The sequence below is a fragment of the Nocardia sp. NPDC050630 genome, assembly GCF_044457245.1.
Classification (GTDB): Bacteria; Actinomycetota; Actinomycetes; order Mycobacteriales; family Mycobacteriaceae; genus Nocardia.
The window spans coordinates 106,462-127,401 of the sequence record NZ_JBITGN010000016.1; the positions used below are offsets into that span (position 1 = coordinate 106,462).

General features: G+C 68.0%; 1 protein-coding gene (only partly in view). It reads right to left on the minus strand.

Every position in this 20,940-nt window falls within one protein-coding gene, locus ACIBG0_RS31420, for a non-ribosomal peptide synthase/polyketide synthase, read on the minus strand. The gene is 43,860 nt long; 13,317 of those nucleotides lie to the left of the window and 9,603 to its right, leaving coding positions 9,604-30,543 in view, spanning codon 3,202 (complete) through codon 10,181 (complete); reading right to left, the first codon wholly in view occupies positions 20,938 to 20,940. The start codon and the stop codon both lie outside this window.

A 20,940-nucleotide genomic window follows, 5' to 3' on the forward strand; every position in this document is an offset into this window, starting at 1 on the left:
CTCGAACAGGTCACGGACCGCGAGCTGGGTATCCAGCGCCGCGCCGATGCGCGCGGTCACCTGGGTGGCCAGCAGCGAGTTGCCGCCGAGTTGGAAGAAGTCGTCGTCCAGGCCGACCCGCGCGACGCCGAGCACGTCGCTGAACACGCCCGCCACGATCTCCTCGATCGGAGTGGACGGTGCGCGGAACACCTTCGCCTCGAATACCGGCGCGGGCAGCGCCTTGCGATCCAACTTGCCGGAGGCATTGAGCGGGAAGGCATCCAGGACGACGAAGGCCGTCGGCACCATGTACGCGGGCAACTCGCCAGCGAGTTCGGCGCGCACCTGGTCGATATCGATCGAACGATCCGCCGCCGCGATCACATACCCGACCAGCTGATCGCCGAGGCGGTCGTCGGAGCGGACCACAACGGTGGCCTGCGCGATCGGTTCCAGCGCGGTGAGCGCCGATTCGATCTCGCCGAGTTCGATGCGCAGACCGCGCAGCTTCACTTGGAAGTCGGTGCGGCCCAAGTATTCCAGCTCACCATTCGCGGGCCCGCCCGCCACCCGGCCACCACCCCCCATCGAATCGCTTCGCGATGCAGGCACCCATCGGACGAGGTCACCGGTGCGGTACATGCGCTCGCCGGTGCCGAACGGGTTGGCCACGAAGCGATCCGCGGTCAGATCCGGACGCGCCACATACCCGCGCGCCAACTGGGCACCCGCGAGATACAGCTCACCCGCGACACCGACCGGAACCGGGTGCAGGCGCGAATCCAGGACGTACACCTGGGTGTTGAATACCGGCGCACCGATCGGCACGGAGACCGTATCGGCGTCGGTCACCTCGTGATAGGTGACGTCGACCGCGGCCTCGGTCGGGCCGTACAGGTTGTGCAGCCAGACACCGGTCAGCTCGCGCAACCGCTGCGCGGTCACCGCGGGCAGCGCCTCACCGGAGGCGAAGACATTGCGCAGATCGAAGCATTCGCCCGCCCGGTCGTCGGCCACGAACACCGACAGCATGGACGGCACGAAGTGCACCGTGGTGACCTGCTCCTGCGCAATGGTCTGGACCAGGTAGGCCGGATCGCGATGGCCGTCCGGCTTCGCGATGACCAAGCGCGCGCCGACCTGCAGCGGCCACCAGAATTCCCATACCGACACATCGAAGGTGGCGGGCGTCTTCTGCAGCACCACATCGCCGCGATCGAGCCCGTATTCGGCCTGCATCCAGACCAGACGGTTGACGATCGCGGCATGGCTGACCGCGACGCCCTTCGGACGGCCGGTCGAACCCGAGGTGAAGATGACGTATGCGGTATGCGAAGGCCGCAGCGGCGCAAGGCGTTCGGCATCGATCAGCGGCTCACCGGAGTATGCCGCGAGATCCAGTGCCGAGATATCCAGCGTCGGCGTCATGCCCGCGTCGAACTCGTCGGCGGCCGTGGTCAGGACACAGACCGGATCGGCGGTGTCGAGCACATACCGAGTGCGCTCGGCCGGATGATCCGGATCCAGCGGCACATACGCGCCACCGGCCACGCTCACCGCGTACATGCCGATCACCAGCTCGAAGGAGCGACGCATGCCGAGCGCGACCATCGAATCGGGGCCGACACCCAGCGAAACCAGGTGCCGGGCAAGGCGATTCACCCGAGCGGTGAATTCGCCGTAGGAAAGACTCGTCCCCTCGAATGTCAGCGCGGTCGACTTCGGGCTCCGGGCGGCCTGCTCCTCGAACATCGAGACAAGGGTGGCCTGGGCATCGACGACATAGGCCGTCTCGTTCCACTTTTCGAGCACCAAGGTGCGCTCGGCGGCATCGAGCAGCTCGACATCACCAACGGCGACGGCCGGATCCGCGACCACCGCATGCAGCAGGCGGACCAGGCGCTGCGCGACACCGGCGATCGTCTTCGCGTCGAACATATCCGTCGCGTAGGCGAATTCGGCGGTCATGCCGTTCGCATTCCCGGCCGCGTCGAGCCGGTCGGCGAGGTTCAGGTGCAGATCGAACTTCGCGGTCACCACATCGAGCGGCACACCGGCCACCTCGAGACCGGGCAGCTCGAACGATGCCTCACCGGTGTTCTGGAACGACAACATCACCTGGAACAGGGGATGGCGCGCCTGCGAACGGGCCGGGTTGAGGATGTCGACCAGGCGCTCGAACGGCAGGTCGGCGTGGCCGAAGGCGGCCAGATCGGTTTCGCGTGCCCGCGCGACCAACGCGGCGAAGGACGCACCCGCTTCGACCGGCGTGCGCAGCACGAGCGTATTGACGAACATGCCGATCGCATCGTCGAGCACGGCCTCGCCACGACCCGCGACCGCGGTGCCGATCGCGATATCCTCGCTGCCCGACAGGCGCGCGAGCAGTGCCGCGAACGCCGCGTGCACCACCATGAACAGGCTCGCACCGTTCGCACGGGCCAGTGCGTTGAGCTCGGCCAGCAACTGCGCGTCGATGCCGAATTCGTAGACATCACCGCGGTTGGACGCGACGGCCGGACGGGAGCGATCCGAGGGCAGATCCAGCTGATCGGGCAGTCCGGCCAGATTCCGCGACCAGTACGCGACCTGCTGGGCGATCAGCGATTCCGGATCGTCCTCGGAGCCGAGGGTGTCGCGCTGCCAGAGCGCGAAGTCGGCGTACTGCACCGGCAGCGGCGCCCATGCGGGCGATTCGCCGCGGTTGCGGGCCGCGTAGGCGACCATCACATCGCGGGCCAGCGGGCGCACCGACCAGCCGTCACCGGAGATGTGGTGCACCACGAAGACCAGGACGTGGGTTTCATCTGGTCGCTGCGCAGGCTCCGCTCCCGCATTTTCTGGTCGCTGCGCAGGCTCCGCTCCCGCCGGCGCCTCGAGCCGGAACAGCTTGGCGCGCACTGGAACCGCCGCGGTCACGTCGAAGCCGGTCAGCACCAGTTCGCTGATGCGATCGCGAATATCGGCCTCCGACACCACGGCCGGGGTCAGGTCGAGGTGGACCTGGCCGGTGGGCAGCACGACCTGCACGCCCTGACCGTCTGTGGTCTCCGGGTACACGGTGCGCAGCACCTCGTGCCGGTCCATCACATCGGCGACGGCCATGCGCAGCGCATCGGTGTCGAGTGCGCCGGTGAGCCGGACCGCCAGCGGGATGTTGTTGACCGCGGTCTGGTTGTCGAAGCGGTTGAGGAACCACATCCGCTGCTGGGCCAGCGAGAGCGGAATCTGTTCCGGCCGTGGTCCTGCGGTCAGTTCCCGACGTCCGCCGGTGCCCTGCTGCACCTCCATCCGCGCAGCGAGCGCGGCCACATTCGGCGCCTCGAACAGCAGCCGCACCGGAACGCGGGTGTCGAGTGCGGCGCCGAGGCGGGCGACCACCTGGGTGGCGATCAGCGAGTTGCCGCCGAGGTCGAAGAAGTCGTCGTCGAGTCCGACCGGACGCGCGCCGTCCGCACTCGACAGACCGAGCACCTCGGCGAAGGTATCGGCCACGATCTGCTCGATCGGGGTCGACGGTGCGCGGAATTCCTTGGCCTCGAAGGCGGGTTCGGGCAGCGCGCGGCGATCGAGCTTGCCGTTGGGATTCAACGGCATGGCGTCGAGCACCACGATCGCGGCGGGGACCATGTAGGACGGCAGTTGTGCGCTCAGGTGCCTGCGCAGCTCGTCGACGTCGACGGTCGCGCCGTTCGCGGGTACCACGTAGCCGACCAGCTGGTCGCCGGTTCTGACATCCGAACGCACCAGTGCCACGGCCTGCGCCACCGAGTCGTGTGCGGTGAGCGCGGTTTCGATCTCCCCCAGCTCGATGCGCAGACCACGCAGTTTGACCTGGAAGTCGGTCCGGCCGAGGTATTCGATCGAACCGTCAGCCTTGCGGGTGACCAGGTCGCCGGTGCGGTACATGCGAGCGCCAGGCGCGCCGAACGGGTTGGCCACGAAGCGATCCGCGGTCAGATCGGTACGCCCGAAGTAGCCGCGCGCCAACTGCGCACCGGCCAGATACAACTCACCCGCGACACCCGGTGCGACCGGATGCAGCCGCGAATCCAGCACATACGCCTGTGAATTCCACACCGGCAGGCCGATCGGCACCGCGCCGTCGACCTTGTCGGCCACCGGGCCGTGCGTCGCGTGGACGGTGAATTCGGTCGGGCCGTACAGGTTGTAGAGCTCGGCCGAGCTGACCCGGCGAATGGCGGTCGCGGCATCGGCGGTGAAGGCCTCACCCGCGATGAGCAGTGCGCGCAGCGATACCAATGCCGCGCTGCCGACGGCCGCGTCCACGCTGCCAGCGAAGACGCTCAGCATCGATGGCACGAACGAGGTCATGGTCACCCGCTCGGCCGCGATCACATCGGCCAGGTACTGCGGGTCACGATGGCCGTCGGGGCTGGCTACCACGATCCGGCCACCGGTCGAGAGCGGGCCGAACAGTTCCCACACCGACACGTCGAATGTCGCCGGAGTCTTGAACAACACGACATCATCGGCACCGATACCGTATTGACCGGTGATCCAACGGATCTGGTTGACGACGGCAGCGTGCGGCACCGCCACACCCTTCGGCCGACCCGTCGAACCGGACGTGAAGATGACGTACGCGGGATTGCTCGGCCGCAGCGGTGCGATCCGCTCCGCATCGGTAACCGGCTCGTCCGAGTACTCGGACAGGTCCAGGTCATCAATAACGAGTGTGGACAGACCGGTGCCGTCGAAGTCGTCGCGCGAGGTGGTCAGCACGCACACCGGCGCGGCCGAGTCGAGCACATAGCCGATCCGCTCGGCGGGCTGATCGAGGTCCAGCGGCACATAACCGCCACCGGCCTCCTGCACGGCGTAGGCCGCGACAACGAGGTCGACCGAGCGCCGGAGACCGAGGGCCACCAGGCTCTCCGGGCCGACTCCGTCCGCGATGAGGCGTCGTGCCAACCGGTGCACGCGAGCACCGAATTCGGCATACGTGAGCGAATCACCCGTCGCCGGATTCACGATCGCGACCGCATCCGGCGTCGCCGCCGCCTGCCTGGCGAATTCGTCGACCAGCGTCGCGACCGTACCGAGATCGCGCTCGGTGTCGTTCCAACCACGCAGTGCCAGTTCGGCTTCGGACGCATCGAGCAGATCGATATCGCCGATGGCCCGATCCGGTTCGGTCGCAACGGCCTGCAGCAGTCGGTTGAACCGCTGTCCGAATGCCGTCATGGTGTCGGCGTCGAAAAGATCAGTGGCGTAGATCAATTCGGCCGTGATGCCCGATGGTGCGACCGCGGTGTTGGCGCCGGCACCGTTCGAGGTGCTGATCGGGGTCGCGGTCTGTTCGGAAAGGACCAGCTGCAGATCGAATTTGGCCACATCGATCGGCAGCTCGACACCGCTGACCGTGAGTCCGGGCAGTTCCAGGCTGTTCTGGCCGGTGTTCTGGAACGACAGCATCACCTGGAACAGCGGATGGCGCGCCTGCGAACGGACCGGGTTCAGGATCTCCACCAACCGCTCGAATGGCAGGTCGGCATGTCCGAACGCGCCGATATCGATGGCGCGCACGGTGCGCAGCAGTTCGGTGAAGGTGGCCTCGCCGTCGATCGGCGTGCGCAGCACCAGGGTGTTGACGAACATGCCGATCAGATCGTCGAGCGCGCGCTCACCACGTCCGGCGATCGGCGTACCGATCGCGATGTCTTCCTCGCCGGACAAACGTGCCAACAGCACGGCCAGCGCGGTGTGCGCGACCATGAACAGCGTCGTCCCCCTGGTGCGCGCGAGTTCGGTGAGCTTGCCGTGGGTTTCGGCATCGATCTCGAACACATGCGTGGCACCACGGCCCGATGCCACCGCCGGACGCGGCCGGTCGGCGGGCAGGTCGAGCTGTTCGGGCAGCCCGCGCAGGGTCTTGGACCAGAACTCGATCTGCGCCGAGATCACCGATTCCGGATCGGATTCGGCGCCGAGTACCGCGCGCTGCCACAGCGCGAAGTCGGCGTACTGCACCTCGAGCGGACGCCACGAGGGCTCGCCGCCCTCGACGCGGGCGGCGTAGGCCGTCATGACGTCGCGGGTGAGTGGGCCCATCGAGAAGCCGTCGGCCGAAATGTGGTGCACCACCAGGGCGAGCACATGTTCGGTCGGGCTGATCTCGAACAGCTTGGCCCGGAACGGAACTTCGGCGGTGACGTCGAAGCCGGTCAGGATGACATCGGCAACCCGCTGCGGCAGTTCGGCTTCGGTGACATCGATCGGCGTCAGATCCGGGATGACCCGTGCCGTGGAGACGGTCTGCTGGTAGGCGGTGCCGTCGTACTCCGGGTAGTAGGTGCGCAGCGACTCGTGGCGGGCCAGCACATCGGCGACCGCGATCTGCAGTGCCTGCCGGTCGAGCAGACCCGACAGGCGCACCGCGGCCGGGATATTGTCCACGGCCGATTCCGGATCGAAGCGGTTGAGGAACCACATGCGCTGCTGGGCCAGCGACAGCGGCACCCGCTCGGGGCGCGGCTGCGGAACCAGGGCGGTGCGCCCACCGGCACCCGCACGGGACTCCGCGCGGGCCGCGAGTGCGGCCACCGAGGATGCCTCGAACAGTTCACGGACACCGAGATCGGTATCCAATGCGGCCGAGAGCCGGGCGGCGACCTGGGTGGCGCTCAGCGAGTTGCCGCCGAGTGCGAAGAAGTCGTCGTCGAGTCCGACGCGCTCCAAGCCGAGGACATCGGCGTAGGTGGCCGCGATGATCTCCTCGACCGGCGTGGTCGGCGCGCGGAATACCGCGGCCTCGAATACCGGTGCGGGCAATGCCTTGCGATCCAGCTTGCCGGAGGCGTTGAGCGGGAAGGCGTCGAGCACGATGACCACCGACGGGACCATGTACGCGGGCAACTGCCGCGCCAGATCCTCGCGCACCGTCTCGATATCGAGCCGCAGGTTCGGCGTCGCGATGACATACGCGACGAGCTGATCGCCGGTGTGCTGATCACCGCGCACCACGACGACGGCTTGGGCGATCTCGTCCAGCGCGGTGAGCGCCTGCTCGATCTCGCCGAGCTCGATGCGCAGACCACGCAGCTTCACCTGGAAGTCGGTGCGGCCCAGGTAATCCAGCTCACCCTCGGCCGTCCAGGCGACCAGGTCGCCGGTGCGGTACATGCGCGCGCCATCGGCGGCGAACGGATTCGCCACGAAACGATCGCTGGTCAGATCCGGACGTGCGACATAGCCGCGCGCCAACTGGGTGCCCGCGAGGTACAGCTCACCCGCGACACCGACCGGAACCGGGCGCAGTCGCGAATCCAGCACGTAAACCTGGGTATTGAAGACCGGCGCACCGATCGGCACGGTGTCGGTGTCGGTCGCGACTACCTCGTGGAAGGTGACGTCGACCGCGGCCTCGGTCGGGCCGTACAGGTTGTGCAGCGCCGCACCGGTCAACTCGCGCAGGCGATGCGCGGGCTTGGGCGGCAGCGCCTCACCGGAGGCGAAGACCAGCCGCAGCGAATCACACCGCGCCGCGGCGGCATCGGCCACGAAGACCGACAGCATGGACGGCACGAAGTGGGTGACGGTGACCCGCTCCGCGGTAATGATCTCGGCGAGGTAGGCCGGATCGCGATGCCCGTCCGGCTTCGCGATGACCAGCCGCGCACCGATCTGCAAGGGCCAGAAGAATTCCCACACCGAAACGTCGAAGGTGGCAGGCGTCTTCTGCAGGACGGCGTCGGCGCTGGTCAGCCCGTAGGCCGACTGCATCCACACCAGCCGGTTCACGATCGCGGCATGACTGACCGCCACACCCTTCGGACGACCGGTCGAACCCGAGGTGAAGATCACGTACGCGGTATTCGACGGGCGCAGCGGCGCACGCCGTTCCGCCTCGGTCACCGGCTCATCCGGAAGACCGAACAGATCGAGCAGGTCGATGCGCACCTGGGCGGTATCGATCTTCAGATCGTCACCGGAGGTCAGCACGCAGACCGGATCGGCGGTGGCGAGGATGTATTCGGTGCGCTCGGCCGGATGATCCGGATCCAGCGGCACATACGCGCCACCGGCGACGGCCACCGCGTACATGCCGACCACCAGATCAATGGAGCGGCGCATACCGAGGGCCACATACGATTCCGGGCCCACACCGCGTTCGATGAGCCAGCGCGCCAGACTGTAGACCCGGGCGCCGAACTCGGCGTAGGTCAGACTTGTCCCCTCGAACGTCAGCGCGGTCGCGTCCGGAGTCGCGGCGAGCTGGGCCTCGAACATCGAGACCAGCGTGGCCGCCTCGTCCACCTGGTGCGCGGTGTCGTTCCAGCCCGACACCACGAGCTCGCGCTCGGCGGTATCGAGCAGTTCGATATCGCCGACCGGCGCGGCCGGTTCGGTGGTGATCGCCGCGAGCACCCGCACCAGGCGATCGGCGATGCGGCGCACCGTCGGCTCGTCGAACAGGTCGCGCAGGTAGCCCGCGCGAATCCGCAGCTGGGAGTCCAGTTGCGCGATCAGCGTCAACGGATAGTGCGTGGCATCGGCGGCCTGCATATCGACCACGGCCATGCCATCGATATCGGCGGCCTGCGCCCGGATGCCCTCGGCATCGACCGGGTAGGACTCGAAGACCACCAGCGTGTCGAACAGACCGCCGATTCCGGCGGCGGACTGGATATCAGCGAGACCGACGTAATGGTGATCGAGCAGATCCGCCTGCTCGCCCTGGGTCCGGGTGAGCAACTGCTGTACCGATTCCGACGGATCGAAGCGCACCCGCACCGGGACGGTGTTGATGAACAGACCGACCATCGATTCGACGCCGGACAGCTGTGCCGGACGGCCGGACACCGTGGTACCGAAGAGCACATCGTCACGGCTGGTCATCCGGCCGATGAGAATGCCCCAGGCGACCTGCAGCACGGTATTCGGTGTGACGCCGAGCGAGGCCGCCAGTGCGGTGAGGCGCGCGGTCGCCTGCTCGTCCAGCTCGAAGGAGTACTCGCCGGACAGCGCGGTGATCTCGCGCCCGGCATCAGGACGCGACAGCAGCGTCGGTTCGCTGACACCGCGCAGTGCGGTGCTCCACGCGGCCACCGAGGCCGCATGATCCTGCTGCCGGGTCCATTCCAGGAAGTGCCGGTAGGAGCGCGCCGCGGGCAGCACATTGGCATCCGCGTGCGCCGCGTACAGCACCAGCAGATCCCGCATGAGCAGTGGCATGGACCAGCCGTCGAGCAGGATGTGATGGTTCGCGACCACGAACTGCCAACGGTCTGTGTCGATCTGGATCAGCGTGAAGCGGACCAGCGGCGGCTCGGTCAGATCGAAGCGCTGCATGCGATCGGCGGCGATGATATCGGCCGCCTCGCCGGATTCCGTCCGGTCGTGCTCGGCCCAGGCCACCCGGGCGCTGTCGAGAACGACCTGCACCGGGTTGCCGTCGTTATCGGTGACGAATGCGGTGCGCAGGTTCTCATAGCGATCCACCAGAGCCTGTGCGGCCGAACGCAATCGGGTCGCATCCACCCGGCCGGTGAGCGTCAGCACGGCCTGCGCGGTGTAGACGTCCACCGAGGTGGCGGCCAGGCGCGCGTGGAACAGCAGACCGGCCTGCAGTGCCGACAGCGGCCAGATATCGGCCAGTGCCGGGTAGCGCTGCTCCCAGTTGTCGATATCGCGCTGGGTCGAGCGCACCAGGGAGAAGTCGGACGGGGTGTGCCCACCAGCGCCATTCGAATTGGCGTGCCGGGCAACCGCTTCCAGTGCGGTGGTCCACAGTTCGCCGAATTCGCGGACCTGCGCGGCATCGAGCAGGGTGCTCGGGTAGCCGATATTGGCGGTCAGCTTGTCGCCGACCACGATGGCATTGATATCCAGCGGCGCCATCGCGGGCATATCCGCGTCGTAGGCGCCACCGAGCGCACCGAGTTCGGCGGCCGGGATCCAGCCGAAGCCGCGCAGCGCCTCGGGCACATCGCCCTCGGAGACGCGGCCCAGGTAGTTGAAGCTCACCTGGCCCGGCTGTTCGACGGGCAGTTCCGAGCCGGTTGCTTCGTTCATGTAGCGCAGCAGGCCGTAGCCGATGCCCTTGTCCGGTACCGCGAGCAACTGCTCCTTGACCGCCTTGACGGCCTTGCCGAGCGCCGGACCACCAGCCAGCGCGGCATCGATATCGATGCCGGACAGGTCGAAGCGGACCGGGAAGATCGCGGTGAACCAGCCGACGGTGCGCGAGAGATCCGCACCGGGCACGATGCCCTCTTCGCGGCCGTGGCCCTCCAGGCGGATCAGCAGCGGGTCGTCGGTGCGAGCGGTGGTGCGACCCGCGCGCCACTTCGCGGTCGCCAGGGCGAGCGCGGTGAGCAAGCCGTCGTTGACGCCGCCGTGGAACAGCGCGGGCACGGTGGTCAACAGCGCCTTGGTGACCTCGGCGGACACCTCGACCTGCAGCTTCTCGATGCCGCCCGAGGTATCCACGGTCGGATCCAGCGCACGCTCGGTCAGCAGCGGATCCGCCGTAGCGACCACCGAACGCCAGTAGTCGAGTTCGGCCACCCGCTCGGCGCTTTCGGCCTCGCGCCGCAATGCGTGCGCCCAGGCCCGCATCGAGGTCGCGGGCGCGACGAGCTGCGGTTCCTGACCCGCGGTGAGCTGGCCCCAGGCGGCGACGAAGTCCGGTACCAGGATACGCCAGGAAACACCATCCACCACGAGGTGATGGGCGGCCACGATGAGGCGGCCGCCGCGGCTGCCGTCCGAGGGTTCCAGCCAGACGAACCGAATCACCACGCCCGCAGCCGGATCGAGTCGATCCAGCGTGGCATCCACTGCGGCGGAAGCCACTTCGAACAGTCCGGCATCGTCGATATTCGCATCGAATTCGGTGCGATCGATCAGCGCGTCGACATCGACGGTGCCCGGTTCGGCGGTTTCGAGGGCCCAGTCGTCATCCGCGCGGTACAGCCGTGCGCGCAGCATGTCGTGGCGGTCGACCACCGCGGCAACGGTTTTCCCGATGCCAGCGCGATCGATGCCGACCGGCAATTCGAGTGCCATGGTCTGGTTGAACCGGCCGAACGAACCCTGCCGCTGCGCCATGAACCGGACCACCGGAGTCAGCGGCATGGCGCCGATGCCGCCACCGGGCAGCTCGGCCAGCGCCGCGACGGCGGTTTCGGTGCTGTCCGCGGTTTCGGCGACCGCGGCGAGTCCGGCAACGGTGCGCTGCTCGAAGACGTGCCGCGGGCTGAAGACCACACCGCGTGCCTTGGCCCGCGAAACCAGCTGGATGGACACGATGCTGTCGCCGCCGAGCGCGAAGAACGAATCGTCGACACCGACGCGCTCGACGCCGAGCACCTCGGCGAAGACCTCGGCAATGGTGTGTTCGATCGGCGTACGCGGTGCGCGGAAGACCACCTCGGTCGCGAAGACCGGCTCCGGCAGGGCCTTACGGTCCAGCTTGCCGACCGGGGTCAGCGGGATATGGTCGATCACCATCACCGAGGACGGCACCATGTACGCGGGCAGGCGTTGCTCGACGTGCGCGGTCAGCTCGGCGACATCGATCGAATGCCCCGGTGCCGCAACCACATACGACACCAGCGAGGTCGCACCCGCCGCGCCCCTGTGGCCGATGGTGACCGCGAAATCGACGGTCCGGTGCGATGCCAGCGCCGCGTCGATCTCACCGAGTTCGATGCGGAAGCCGCGCACCTTGACCTGGAAGTCGGAGCGGCCCACATACTCGACCTCACCGGTGCGCGTCCAGCGGACCACGTCACCGGTGCGGTACATGCGCGCACCCGCGACATACGGGTTGGCCACGAAGCGTTCGGCGCTCAGTCCGGCGCGGGCGTGATAACCGCGCGCCAACTGGATGCCCGACAGATACAGCTCACCCGCGACACCCACCGGCACCGGCCGCAGCTGGGCGTCCAGGATCAGCGACTGCATGCCGCGGATCGGCGCACCGATCACCACTGTGTCACCGGCCACCAGCGGATCGCTGATATTGGTCATGATGGTGGTCTCGGTCGGACCGTAACCATTGTGGAAGCTGCGGACGGACCCGTTCTCCAGCGGCACCGCCCACTTCGCGACCAGATCCGCCGGAACCGCCTCACCGCCGGCGACCAGTACGCGCAGCGAGTCCAGGCCGGTCGGATCGAAGGTGGCCAGCGCGGCGGGGGTGATGAACGCGTGCGTGACCCGCTCGGAGCGGATCAGCTCGGACAGTTCCTCACCGCCGTACACGCCGGGCGGCGTCACCACCAGCGCACCGCCCGCGCCGACCGCGAGCAGCAGTTCCAGGATCGAGGCATCGAAGCTGGGCGAGGCGAAATGCAGTGCGCGCGAACCGGAGTCGAGGTCGTAGCGCACGATCTGCTCGACGCTGAAGTTCGCGAGACCGGCATGGGTGACCACCACGCCCTTGGGCACACCGGTGGAGCCCGAGGTGTAGATGACGTAGGCCGGATGCGCCGGGCGCAGCGGGCGGACCCGGTCGGCGTCGGTGATCGCACCGCCGTCGAATCCGTCCAGGTCGAGTTCGTCGAGCACCAGCCAGCGCACCGAATCCGGCAGGCCGTCGCGGACCGCCGCGACGGTGAGGCCGACCGGTGAACCGGAATCGGTGACCATGTGCGCGATGCGCTCGGCCGGGTAGTTCGGGTCGACGGGCACGAATGCCGCACCCGTCTTCGATACCGCCCAAGCGGCGAACACCGAATCCGCGGACCGCGGCACGCCGACGGCGACCAGATCCTCGGTACCGATGCCCTCGGCAATGAGCAAGCGCGCCAACCGGTTCGACCGCTCATCGAGGTCGCCATAGGAGACACGTGTCCCCTGGAACACCACGGCGGTCGCGTTCGGATCCATCGCGGCGGCCTCGGCCAGCAGCTCGGGCAGGGTGCGCGCGGGCACCGCGGGCGCGCCGGTGCGAGCGATCAGATCGGTGCGCTCCTGCGCGTCGAGCACATCGATGGCACCGACCGTGACGGTCGGGTCGGCGGCGATGGCCTCTAGCACCCGCCGCCAACGCTGCGTGATCAGCTCGGCGGTCGCCTCGTCGAACAGCTCGGTGGCGTAGGTGAGCGCCAAAGTCATTCCGGCGGAACCGGTTTCCGACAGCGTGAACTGCAGGTCGAAGCGGGCCACATTCTCGTCGAGGTCCAGTGCGGACACCGAGAGCCCCGGCAATTCGAGTGCGGTGCGCTCCAGGTTCTGGAATGCGAGCATCACCTGGAACAGCGGGTTGCGCGCCTGCGAGCGTTCTGGGGCGAGCAGTTCCACCAGCCGTTCGAACGGCACGTCGGCATTGCCGAAGGCATCCAGGTCGGTCGAGCGCACCCGGTCCAGCAGCGCCGTGAACGGCTCCGACTGATCGATGCCGGTGCGCAGCACGAGGGTGTTGACGAACATGCCGACCAGATCGTCGAGCGCCTGCTCACCGCGCCCCGCGATCGGCGAACCGACGGCGATATCGTCGGTGCCCGACAGTCGGGCCAGCAGCACCGTGAGCGCGCTGTGCATAACCATGAACAGCGAGGCGCCGCGTTGGCGCGCGATACCTTCCAGCGCCGCGATGAGTTCGGCGGACAGTTCGGTCTGCACCGTCGCACCGCGGTACGAGGCGATCGCGGGCCGCGGCCGGTCGGTGGGCAGCGGCAGTTCGTCCGGGACACCGTCGAGCGCGCGCTTCCAGTGCGCCACCTGACGCGCCATCAGCGAAGTCGGATCATCCTCGCTGCCGAGGACTTCGCGCTGCCAGATGGCGAAGTCCGCGTACTGCACCGGCAGTGGCGCCCAGCCGGGCGCGGCGTCCTGAGCGCGCGCCGTGTAGGCCAGCATCACGTCGCGGGTCAGCGGGCCGATGGAGAAGCCGTCGGCCGCGATGTGGTGCACCACGACGACCAGCACATGCTCGTCGGCACCGGCGGCGAAGAGCCTGGTCCGCAGCGGAACCTGTTCGGACACATCGAAGCCGGTGGTCACGAATTCGGTGACCACCGCGGTCAGCTCGGCCGGATCGACCGAAACCGGCTGCAGGTCGAGCGCGATCGCGTCGGCGGGCACGATCACCTGGACCGGGGTGCCGCCGTGCTCCGGGTAGCGGGTGCGCAGCGATTCGTGCCTGCGCACCACATCCGCCACCGCAAGCCGCAGCGCTTCGATATCGAGCGCACCGGTCAACCGGATGGCGACGGGAAGGTTGTAGGCCGCGGATGCGGTGTCGTACTTGTTCAGGAACCACATGCGCTGCTGTGCGAACGAGAGCGGCACGAGTTCGTCGGCCTTGCGCGGACGGGCGACCAGCCGGGCGCGCGCGGCGCCGTCGGCATGCGATTCCACCCGAGCCGCGAGCGCTTCCACGGTGGATGCCTCGAACAGCGCGCGCACCGGGACGGTGGCGCCCAGTGCCGCGCCGATACGGGCGACGACCCTGGTCGCGATGAGCGAGTTGCCGCCGAGGTCGAAGAAGTCGTCGTCGACACCGACCCTCGGCAGGTCGAGCACATCGGCGAAGACCGCGGCGACGGTCTCCTGGACCGGTGTCACCGGGGCGCGGAAGGCCTTGGCCTGCACCGCGGGTGCGGGCAGTGCGCGGCGGTCCAGCTTGCCGTTGACGGTCAACGGAATCCACTCGAGCCGCACCAGCGCGGCGGGCACCATGTAGGACGGCAGTCGTTGCGCCGCACCGCTGCGCACCACGTCCAGGTCCGGGATCACATCCGGTTCGGCGACCACATAGGCCACGATCCGCTGATCGCCGGGCTGATCCTCGCGCACGATGACCGCGGCCTGGGCAATGCCCGGCTGGGCCAGGATGGCGGATTCGATCTCGCCGAGTTCGATGCGGAAGCCGCGCACCTTGACCTGGTCGTCGGCGCGGCCGAGGTATTCGAGTTCGCCGAAGCGGTTCCAGCGCGCGAGGTCGCCGGAGCGGTACAGGCGGGTGCCCGCGGCCTCCGCGTCGGCGAGCGGGTTCGCGACGAAGCGGGTGGTGGTCAGGTCCGCGCGCCCGAGGTAGCCGCGGGCCAATTGCGGTCCGGCGACATACATTTCGCCCGCGACGCCGACCGGAACCGGCCGCAGCCGGTTATCGAGGACGTACACGCGCAGACCCGCGATGGCACGCCCGACCACGCTGCCGGAGGTGGCGGCGATGGTCGCGGCGTCCAGCGCACGGTAGGACACGTGCACCGTGGTCTCGGTGATGCCGTACATATTGACCAGCAGCGGAGCGGAGCGTCGATCGGCACCGTCGCCGTGTCGGGCGACCCAATCCGAGAGTCGACGCAGTTCCAGGGCTTCACCGCCGAACACGACGTAGCGCAAGGCCAGCGGGTCGGCATCCGGTGCGGCATTGCGATCCGCCTCGGCCAGTTGGTAGAACGCGGACGGCGTCTGGTTGAGCACCGTCACCTGTTCCACCCGCAGCAGTTCCAGGAACTGTTCGGGCGAGCGCGAGGTGTAGTAGTCGACGACCACCAGGGTGCCGCCGAACAGCAGCGGACCCCACAGCTCCCACACCGAGAAGTCGAAGGCGTAGGAGTGGAACAGCGTCCACACATCGCGGGGGCCGAAGCCGAAGTCGCGATCGGTATTGGCGAACAGGCGCACCACATTCCGGTGCGCGACCGCCACACCCTTCGGGCGTCCGGTCGAACCGGAGGTGTAGATCACATACGCGACATTGTCCGGGGTGAGCGCCGCGATACGGTCGGCGTCGGTGATCGGGGCGTCGTCGGCGTCCTCGACATTGCCGGTCTCCACCGCGAATCCGTCGAGCACCACGGTCGGCAGCTCGTCGGGCACCGTCACCTGGACCGTGGAATCGAGGATCACGCTGGTCGGACGTGAATCCGTGAGCACGTAGGCGATGCGGTCGGCCGGGTAGGTCGGATCGACCGGCACATAGCCCGCACCGGTCTTCACCACCGCGAGCAGCGCGACCACGAGGTCGAGCGAGCGCGGCAGGATCACCGCGACCAGCGACTCGGGACCAGCACCGTCGGCGATCAGCCTGCGCGCCAAGACATTCGCGCGCCGGTCCAGCTCCGCGTACGTCAGCGATTCGATGCCGAATTTGGCCGCGGTATTGTCCGGATGCGCCGCCACCGCCTGCTCGAACAGATCGACCAGGGTGGCACCGGGGGCATTGAATCGCGCTGTGCTGTGCCGATTCCCGCCGCCCTGCGTGGTCACGCGGGCTGCCGCTTCCTGGCCCGTCGCGCGCGTCAGGCTGTCGAATCCGGATGACACCCAGCGCTGCGACACATTGAGCCGCTCGGCCTCACCGAGCAGATCGATATCGCCGATGACGACCTCGGGATCCTCGACCACACTCTTCAGAATCCGGACCAGGCGATCGGCGAACGACGCCACCGTCTCTGGATCGAACAGTTCGGTGGCGTAATTCCACGACAGGCCGAGTGCACCTTCGGCGGTCTCACCGACGGTCAGCTGCACATCGAATTTGGCTGTGCCAGGGTCGAATTCGACCACCGACAGGTCCACACCCGGCAGCGCGACGGTGCCCATTTCCGCGGCCGAGGCGGCCTCGAAGGTCAATGCCACCTGGAACAGCGGGTGGTGCGCCTGCGATCGCGCCGGGCTGATGACGTCGACGAGCCGCTCGAACGGCACGTCGGCATTGGCGAAGGCGGCCAGATCGGTGCGGCGCACCTGCGCGAGCAGTTCGCTGAACTTGGCGCTCGGCTCGACCTCATTGCGCAACACCAGCGTATTGACGAACATGCCGACCAGATCGTCGAGCGCGCGTTCACCGCGGCCCGCGATCGGGGTGCCGATGGCGATATCGGTGCTATTGGACAGCCGGGCCGCCCAGGCCGCCAGTGCCGCGTGCATGACCATGAAGAGCGTGACGCCGCGGGCGCGCGCGAGTTCGGCCAGTGCGGCATGCAATTCGGCATCGATCGAGAAGCCATGGGTGCCACCGGCATTGGAGGCGACCTCGGGCCGCGAGCGATCGGCGGGCAGCTCGATCTGATCGGGCAGATCGGCCAGCTGCTCGGTCCAGTACGCGAGCTGCTGTGCCGCGACCGATTCCGGATCGTCCTCGCTGCCGAGCACCGCGCGCTGCCACAGCGCGTAGTCGGCGTACTGGACTTCCAGCGGCGCCCACGTGGGCACCGCACCGCGACTGCGCTCGGTGTAGGCCAGCACCACGTCACGCAGCAGCGGACGCAGCGAGAAACCGTCACCACTGATGTGATGCATGACGAGCACCGCGACATGGGTGTGCTCATCGATGCTGAGCAGGTTGGCCCGGAACGGCACCTCGCTGGTCACATCGAAGTACACACTGGCCAGCTCGACGATGCGCGCTGGCACCGCGCCGGGGGCGATGGTCTCGGTCGCCAGCTCGAAGCGCACCTCGTCGGTGTGCAGCACCTGCTGGTAACCGGTGCCTTCGACCTCCGGGTAGATGGTGCGCAACGCCTCGTGCCTGGCCAGCACATCGCCGATGGCGGCATTCAGCGCGACGATATCGACCTCGCCGGTGAGCCGCACGGCGACCGGAATGTTGTTGACCGCGGTGCGATTGTCGAAGCGGTTGAGGAACCACATCCGCTGCTGGGCCAGCGATAGCGGGACCAGGTCGGGGCGCGGCTGCGGGGTCAGCGGTGCCCGACCACCTTCACCGGCGGCCGATTCCACCAGCGCGGCCAGTGCCGCGACATTCGAGGCCTCGAACAGCGCGCGCACCGGGATCTGGGTGTCCAGCGCCGCGCCGAGTCGTGCCGCCACCTGGGTGGCGATCAGCGAGTTGCCGCCGAGTTCGAAGAAGTCGTCGTCCAGGCCGACGCCGTGTCCGACGCCCTGCAGACCGAGTACTTCCGCGAAGGTGCCCGCGACGATCTCCTCCACCGGGGTGGTCGGCGCGCGGAATACCTTGGCCGCGAAGGTCGGCGCGGGCAGCGCCTTGCGATCGAGCTTGCCGGAGGCGTTGAGCGGGAGCTCGTCGAGCACCAGGTAGGCCGCGGGCACCATGTAGGCGGGCAACTGCACGCCGAGGGTGTTCTTGACGGTCTCGATATCGATGGCCCGGTCCGGATTCGCGACCAGGTAGGCGACCAGCTGATCGCCGGTCCGCTCATCGGAGTGCACCAGCACCACCGCCTGCGCCACCGCGTCCTGGGCGGTGAGCGCCGATTCGATCTCACCGAGTTCGATGCGCAGACCGCGCAGCTTCACCTGGAAGTCGGTGCGGCCCAGGTACTCCAGTTCACCACGTGGTGTCCACATCACGAGGTCACCGGTGCGGTACATGCGCGCCGCGGTACCGAACGGGTTCGCGATGAATCGTTCGGTGGTCAGGTCCGGGCGGCCGACATAGCCGTGCGCCAACTGCGCACCCGCCAGATACAGCTCACCCGGGACGCCCGCCGGCACCGGACGCAACCGCGAATCCAGCACGTAGACCTGGGTGTTGAATACCGGGGCGCCGATCGGCACCGAGCTGATATCGGCATCGGTCACCTCGTGGAAGGTGACGTCGACCGCGGCCTCGGTCGGGCCGTACAGATTGTGCAAACGCGCGCCGGTCAGCTGCCGAAGGCGCTGCGCGGCCCCGGCGGGCAGCGCCTCACCGGAGGCGAAAACATTACGCAGACTGGTGCATTCGGCCGCGCGTTCCTCGGCGATGAACACCGAGAGCATGGACGGCACGAAGTGCACCGTGGTGACCTGCTCGTCGACGATGAGCCGCGCCATATAGGCCGGATCGCGGTGGCCGTCCGGCTTGGCGACGACCAGGCGTGCGCCGACCTGCAGCGGCCAGAAGAACTCCCACACCGATACGTCGAAGGTCGCCGGAGTCTTCTGCAGCACAACGTCTTCGGCGGACAGACCGTATTCGGCGTGCATCCACACCAGGCGGTTGACGATCGCGGCGTGCGAGACCGCGACGCCCTTGGGCCGACCGGTCGAACCCGAGGTGAAGATCACGTACGCGGTATTGCCCGGCCGCAGCGGCCGATGCCGATCCGCGTCGGTCAGCGGTTCATCCGAGAACTCCGACAGGTCGAGTTCATCGATGCGGACCTGGCGCGACACCGTGGTCTCCAGATCGGTGCCCGCGGTCAGCACACAGACCGGCCGCGCGGTCTCCAGGATGTAATCGATGCGCTCGGCCGGATGATCCGGATCCAGCGGCACGTAGGCGCCACCGGCGGCATTGATCGCGTACATACCGACGACCAGCTCGATCGAGCGCCGCATGCCAAGGGCCACATACGATTCCGGGCCGACGCCGTTCTGCTTCAGCCAGCGCGCCAGCCGGTGCGCCCGGGCGGCGAACTCGGCATAGGACAGGGTTGTCCCCTCGTAGCTGACCGCGTAGGCGTCCGGCGTGCGCAGCACCTGCGCCTCGAACAGCGAAACCAAGGTGGCGGCCGCATCGCCGACCGGGGAGGTCAGCGCCGCGTCCACCGGGAATTCGGTCTCGTTCCACCGGTCGAGCACCTGGGCCCGCTCGGTATCGTCGAGCAGGTCGATATCGCCGACCACGATCGCCGGCGCGGCGGTGATTCCGTGCAGCACCCGGACGAACCGCTCGGCGAAAGCCTGCGCGAACCGATCGTCGAAAAGATCGGTGGCATAGACGAGTTCGGCGGCCAGCTCCGATTCCTCGCCCTCGCTCAGCGTGAGCTGCAGGTCGACCTTGGCCGTCGGCGGATCGATGCCGAGTTCGGAAACCGCGAGTCCGGGCAGCTCCAGCGAGGTGCGCCCGAGGTTCTGGAACGACAGCATCACCTGGAACAGCGGATGCCGCGCCTGCGAACGGGCCGGGTTGAGCACCTCGACCAGCCGCTCGAACGGCACATCGGCATGTGCGAAGGCCTGCAGATCGCGTTCGCGCACCTGGGCGAGCAGATCGGTGAACGCTTGGGTCGGGTCGATCTGGGTGCGCAACACCAAGGTGTTGACGAACATGCCGACCAGGTCGTCGAGGACCTGCTCACCACGACCGGCCACCGGGATGCCGATGGCGATGTCATCTGAACCGCTCAGCCGCGCGAGCAGGGTCGCGAATGCGCTGTGCACCACCATGAACAGCGTGGTGTTGTGCTCGTGCGCGACGCGGTTCAGCGCCTCCACGAGTGCACCGGGCAGCTGGAATCGGTGCGTGCGCGCTTGATACGACGCGACGACCGGCCGCGGCTTGGGCGACAGGCGCAGTTCCTCCGGCAGTCCGGCCAGGGTTTCGCGCCAGTAGCCGAGCTGTTCGGAGATCAGCGAGGTCGGATCGTCCTCGGAGCCGAGGGTTTCGCGCTGCCACAGTGCGTAATCCACGTACTGCACCGCCAATGGCGGCCACGCCGGCGCGGATTCGGAACTGCGCGCGATATAGGCCGACATCAGATCGCGGACCAGCGGACGCATCGAGAAGCCGTCGGCAGCGATGTGATGCACCACGACCGCGAGCACATGGTTCTGCGTGTTGTCGCGCCACTTCTTGCTACTCAGCGGCGCACGCTCTACCTGGTAGAGCCGAATCCGCACCACGGATTCGGTGGTGATATCGAAACCGCGACCGATGAATTCGTAAAGGGCACTGCCCAATTCGCTTTCGGCGACGGGGACGATCTCCAGCTCCGGAATCGCCTGCGCGGCCGCAAGCACCTGCTGGTAGGCGACGCCCTCATGGGACGGGTAGATCGTGCGCAGCGATTCGTGCCGGGTGATCACATCGGCGATGGCGCCACGCAGGGCGGGCAGATCCAGATGCCCGTGCAGGCGCACCGCCGCCGGAATATTGTCGGCGGCCGAATCGGCGTCGAAACGGTTGAGGAACCACATCCGCTGCTGGGCCAGCGACAGCGGCGGGTACTCCGGTCGCGGGCGCACCGTCAGCGCTTGACGGGCGCCGGCCCCGGCACTGGCCTCCACGCGCGCGGCGAGTGCGGCGACGGTCGGCGCCTCGAACAGCAGTCGCACCGGAACCTG